Genomic DNA, 5,398 nt, shown 5'->3' on the forward strand with positions numbered 1-5,398 from the left:
TCGCGTTCGAGGCGCCGTCGGCAGGCTTCGCGCTCGACTGGCGCACGCTCCAAGCCTGGCGTCGGCACGACGTTGGCTTTGCAACCCTCACGCATGCCGCCGGCGTCTCTTCCACCGGCGATCCCGCGCTCGATTCGCGTCTTCCCTTCGACGAGCCCTACCGCATCCCTGGACGCACCGCAGCGCAGGTCGCGCGGGCGAAGCTCCGCGGCAGCCGCATCATCGCGATCGGCACGAGCGTAGTGCGCGCTCTGGAGGCAGCCGCCAATCCCGATGGCGGTGTGCGTGCCGGAAAACGCATTGCGACAGGGCGCATCGCGCGGGGCACGCGGCTTCGCGTGGTCGATGCGATTCTCACAGGCGTCCACCAGCCCGGCGAAAGCCATTTCGAGCTCCTGCGCGCCTTTGCCGACGATGCTCTGCTCGCCAAGGCCTCCGCAGCCTTCACCGCGTATCGATACCGCGCGCATGAATTCGGCGATTCCATGCTGCTCAATCGCCAACCGCTGCTTCTATCGCGCGAACGGAACCGTGCCGAGGTGCTCGAGACGAAGCCTCTACTCGAGGCGTGGCTATGATGTCGGCAGGTTCGGTGGCATTCCGGCCGCACCGCGAACGTCAGCTTCGGAGAAGCGCCGGAAAGGTCGGCAATTGGCGCGATCGAGGCGATGCGGACTTCGCCTACTCAGCAGTTGCCAGCTCGGGTCAAACGGCTTGGTTGGGTGGCAGTCGGTCATCCGCGTCGGCCTTCGGAAGGAGCAGATCGCCGCCGTGCCACGCCACGTCCCGCAGGTGAACTATTCCCAGATTCACGACCCGTCGTATGCTATCCTTGGCCGATTGGTCTGCTTGAGGAGAATTCTTGGAGAGAAGGCTCGCAGCCATCCTGGCGGCTGACGTGGTTGGCTACTCGGCGCTCATGGAGAGTGACGAGGCAGGGACCTTTGAGCGTCTCAGAGCGATACGCACGGAACTGTTTGAGCCCAAAATAGCGGAACGACACGGACGCATATTCAAGCTCATGGGCGACGGACTGCTCGCCGAGTTCTCCAGCGTGGTGGATGCGGTCGAGTGCGCGGTGGCGCTGCAGAGTAGCTTGGTCGAGCGCAACGCGGATTCCGTCGCGAACGATCGCATTGAGGTGAGAATAGGCATCAATCTCGGCGAAGTAATTGTCGAGGGCGAGGATCGCTACGGCGACGGCGTCAACATCGCAGCGCGCCTGCAGCAACTAGCGGAGCCTGGCGGCATCTACATCTCCGGTAAAGTTGCTCGCGAAGTCGAAAGGAAGCTTCCCTTTGGCTTCGAATCGATGGGCGAGCAGCATGTCAAGAACATCGCTGAACCGCTCCCGGTCTATCGCGTTCTTCGCCAGCGGTTCGTCGCCGACATGCAACAGCTCAGATCGCCTTCGTTGCCCAACAAGCCGTCCATCGCCGTGCTGCCGTTCACCAACATGAGCGGTGATCCCGAGCAGGAGTATTTCACGGACGGGCTGGTGGAGGACCTCATCACGGGCCTGTCGAAGATACCCGGTCTGTTCGTCATCGCGCGGAACTCCACTTTCGCCTACAAGGGCAGAACGCTCGATATCCGGCAGGTCGCAAGAGAGCTTGGCGTCCGCTACGTGATGGAAGGGAGCGTGCGGCGGGCTGCCGACAGACTGCGCATAACCGCACAGCTTATCGAGGGCAAAGATGCAACCCATGTTTGGGCAGACAAGTTCGAGGGCGCGGCGGAAGACGTGTTCGACCTGCAGGACCGATTGACCGAGAGTATTGTCGGGACGCTTGAACCCACCCTGCGGCGCGCTGAGATCGACCGAGCGCGCCGCAAGCGGCCGGACAGCCTTGACGCATATGATCTCTTCCTGCGCGCCTTGCCACATGCCTACGCCAACACGCCGGCCGATACCAACGAAGCCCTGCGCCTGCTGAACGAGGTCTTGAGTCTCGACCCGAACTACGCTTCCGCACATGGCTATGCGGCCTGGGGATACGAACAGCGCTTCCTGCGCGGAGGCTTCCATCCCGAAGACAGGGCTGCCGCGCTGAAGCACGCCAACATCGCAATGGCGATCGGCGCCGACGATCCCCAGGCGCTGTCGATGGGGGCGTTCGTTCACGCCACGATTACCCATGACTACGCACGGGCCATCAGCGCTCTCGATAGAGCTTTGAAGCTAAACCGCAACTTAGCTCTGGCATACGGCTTCAGCGCGATGGTGCACATGTACAGCGAAACCTATGAACGTGCGTGCGATCACGCGTTCAAGGCACTTCGCCTCAGTCCTTTCGATCCCCTGAACTATCATTCGTACCTGGCGCTGGCCTGGGTCCACCTCTTCACTGGCCGGTATGATGACGCGGTGAACTATTCGACGCTGGCGATCCAAGTAGCGCCCGGCTTCAGCGTCCTCTATGCCAGCCTCGTCGCAGCCTATGTCAATCTCGACCGCCTGGATGCCGCACGCGCAGCCGCCTCGCGGCTGTTGGAGGTCGCGCCGGGCTGGACAAACAGCGCATTCGTGCGGATGAGCGTCGTCCGACCAGAACTCATGGAAATGCTGGCGTCGGCCCTGCGAAAGGCGGGATTGCCGGAATGACCGGGCGAAGCAAGCGCAGGCAGGAAGGGCTGTCGAGAACCATGAAGCCGGCGGCTGGCGCGCCGTCGGTGCACCGGCTAGGCGTATCGTTGCGGCGTCTGCAGAAGGTGTGCCGAGCGCGGCGAAACGATAATGGCCCGCCTGTGGGACGAGCCTCTGAATCGTGCAGCCGGGCTGCTCATCGTGCCGGATGCGGCGAAGCGGACCATAACCGACATTGCATTCCGCTGCGGCAGGAGAGCCGGAGCGTCGCGCGATCAATAGTCTCAAGAGGCGTGATCTGTGGTATCAAAGGCCGGTAAGGGCACGCCGGAGGCGCCGATCCCTACCCGCCTCTGACCTGCGGCTTGCGTGTCGCGAATCCTAACTGAGGCCCAACATGGAGCGGAAGCTCGCTGCCATCCTTGCCATCGATGTTGTCGGGTACTCGACGCTCATGGAGGCGGATGAAGCGGGCACCTTCGACCGACTAAAACGTGGCCGCAAAGAGCTGTTCGAGCCGGAAATCGCAACACGACACGGGCGAATCTTCAAGCTTATGGGAGACGGCCTGCTGGCGGAGTTCGGCAGCGTGGTGGATGCGGTCGAATGCGCGGTCACGCTTCAACGCGGCATGGCGGAGCGTAACGCGAGCGTCGCCGAAGACCAGCGCTTCGAAGTCAGGATCGGAATCAACCTTGGAGAAGTGATCGTCGAAGGGGACGATCGCTATGGCGAGGGCGTGAACGTGGCCTCGCGCCTCCAACAACTCGCCGAGCCCAGTGGCATCTGCGTTTCAGAGAAGGTGTCCAAGGAAGTCAGGCAGAAGCTGGCGTTTGCGTTCGAGCCTATGGGCGAGCAGCGGGTGAAGAATATAGTCGAGCCGATATACTGCTATCGCGTAAACCTGCAGCTTCCGAGAGCCGCTCCGGTCGGCCGACTGGCATCGCTGGAATTGCCCGATAAGCCCTCGATCGCGGTTTTGCCTTTCACTAACATGAGCAACGATCCGGAGCAGGAAACCTTTGTCGACGGCTTGACCGAAGACCTGATCACCGACCTATCTCGCTGCGCCGGCCTCTTCGTTATCGCGCGCAACTCGACCTTTGCTTACAAGGGGCGGTCGGTCGATGTGCGTTTGGCCGCGCGTGATCTTGGGGTGCGCTATGTGGTTGAAGGCAGCGCCCGGCGCGCCGCGGGGCGCGTGCGCGTTAATGCGCAGCTGATCGACGCAATCGGCGGCGATCATATCTGGGCCGAGCGCTATGACAGCAGCCTCGAGGACATCTTTGCAGTGCAGGATGAGGTCACGGCCAAGATCGTCGAAGCCCTAGTCGGCCGATTGGCCGGACGGCCGGCGCGCAAACGGCCGACGAGTCTCGAAGCCTATGACCTCTGCGTGCAAGCCCGCGGCGTCAGTTTTCAGACCGGGTTAGGCGCGCGGGAAGCGCGCATGCTCCTGGAAAAGGCGATTGGTCTCGATCCCGACTATGCCGAAGCACATAGCTGGCTGGCCCTCAATCTTTGGCTCGGCTGGCTGTTCTGGGATGAGCCGAAGGAAGCCAACCAGCCTCGCTCGCTCGCGGAAGCGCAGCGGGCACTGGCGCTCGACCCTAACGATGCCGGGAACCGCTGGGTGCTGGGCATCATACTTGGTCACGAACGGCGTTTCGCGGAATCGGATGCTGAGTTCGAGGCGACCTTCAAGCTCGATCCCAATCATGCCGATGCCTGGGCGATGCGCTCGGATCTCATCACCTTGAGGGGCGACGCGGTCAAAGGCGTCGAATTCGTGAAGCGGGCATTGCGGCTCAATCCGCGCCCACCGGGGTGGTATTATTGGATGGCGGGCCAAGCCTACTATGCGCTCGGCGACTATCAATCCGCGGTCGAGGCTTTACGCAAGCCGGAAACCTACCGCACCACGTCGCGGCGCATGCTAGCGGCAGCCCTCGCGCAGCTCGGGCGCCAGGATGAAGCCCATCAGGAGGCGGAATTCTTCATGATGAGCAATCCCCATTTCAGCATCAGGCACTGGGCAACATCGCAGCCATTCGACGACGAGGAATTGCTCCAGCGCTTCGTCGAAGGCTACCACAAGGCTGGCCTTCCCGACTAAAGGGCGTATCGCTTTGGATCGCCTACTTGCTCTCGTCAGACATAGGCTCGTTTTGGTTGTGAGGGCGATGGCCGTGGGTTCCGATCAATGTCCGTTAAGGGCGGGTTGTGCCCCATTGTGAAGGTGCACTTCATCGGCACCGACAACCAACAACTCTCAAACCGAATCCTTTGTAGCGCTTCCAGGTGAGACGCTAGAATTCGCGGGCTCACGTCGAGCGCTGCGGCTGCGGAGGGCGGCATGGAGAAGAACCATGCCCAGCTGGAACAGAGGCCACATTGTCGGTCAGAAGCCTCCTCTCAAGCCGTGCGAGGGATAGTGTGCTGAAGGTTCTGCAAAAAGTTTTGGAGAGAGAACGGCGCTTGCTCTGAGGGGCGAGCGGCCATGGCACGGTGGTGACATTGCGATCACCGATTCCCGTGGAAGGGGAAGTGCCATGACCAATCGAGACGTTAGACTGAGCAGAGGCGAGTTGAAAGCGTTGCTGTTGTCGGATGAGGACGGCTTTCGCCAGACATTGCAGAGTGTCGTGCAGGAGGTTCTTGAAGCCGAGATGACGGAGGCGATCGGGGCCGAGAAAGGGGAGCGGACGGCGGGGCGGACGAGTTACCGGTCCGGCTATTACGAGCGCAAGCTGGTGACGCGGGTCGGGGTGCTGGAGCTTCGCGTTCCGCAGGATCGGGCTGGCCGGTTCT

The 5,398-nt window shown here is 62.0% G+C and carries 4 protein-coding genes; all 4 read left to right on the forward strand.

From position 1 onward, the window contains the following. A partial coding sequence (locus NKI52_RS32405; RefSeq protein ID WP_352700842.1) for an S-adenosylmethionine:tRNA ribosyltransferase-isomerase occupies positions 1 to 578 on the forward strand: 578 nt, incomplete at its 5' end. 284 nt (positions 579 to 862) lie between these two features. Then, complete coding sequence (locus tag NKI52_RS32410) at positions 863 to 2,605, forward strand: adenylate/guanylate cyclase domain-containing protein (RefSeq protein ID WP_031212539.1); 1,743 nt, start codon at positions 863 to 865, stop codon at positions 2,603 to 2,605. A gap of 379 nt (positions 2,606 to 2,984) precedes the next feature. Then, positions 2,985 to 4,703, forward strand: coding sequence for an adenylate/guanylate cyclase domain-containing protein (locus tag NKI52_RS32415; RefSeq protein WP_352700843.1), 1,719 nt, complete (start codon positions 2,985 to 2,987; stop codon positions 4,701 to 4,703). A gap of 436 nt (positions 4,704 to 5,139) precedes the next feature. Next, a partial coding sequence (locus NKI52_RS32420) for a transposase (protein ID WP_352700844.1) occupies positions 5,140 to 5,398 on the forward strand: 259 nt, incomplete at its 3' end.

Origin of the sequence: Mesorhizobium sp. M0590 (genome assembly GCF_040320905.1) — a bacterium.
In the GTDB taxonomy this organism is placed as follows: domain Bacteria; phylum Pseudomonadota; class Alphaproteobacteria; order Rhizobiales; family Rhizobiaceae; genus Mesorhizobium.

What these genes read in the sequence shown, in the direction of transcription:
- NKI52_RS32415 (WP_352700843.1), top strand. Translation starts at nt 2,985, where the DNA reads ATGGAGCGGAAGCTCGCTGCCATCCTTGCCATCGATGTTGTCGGGTAC.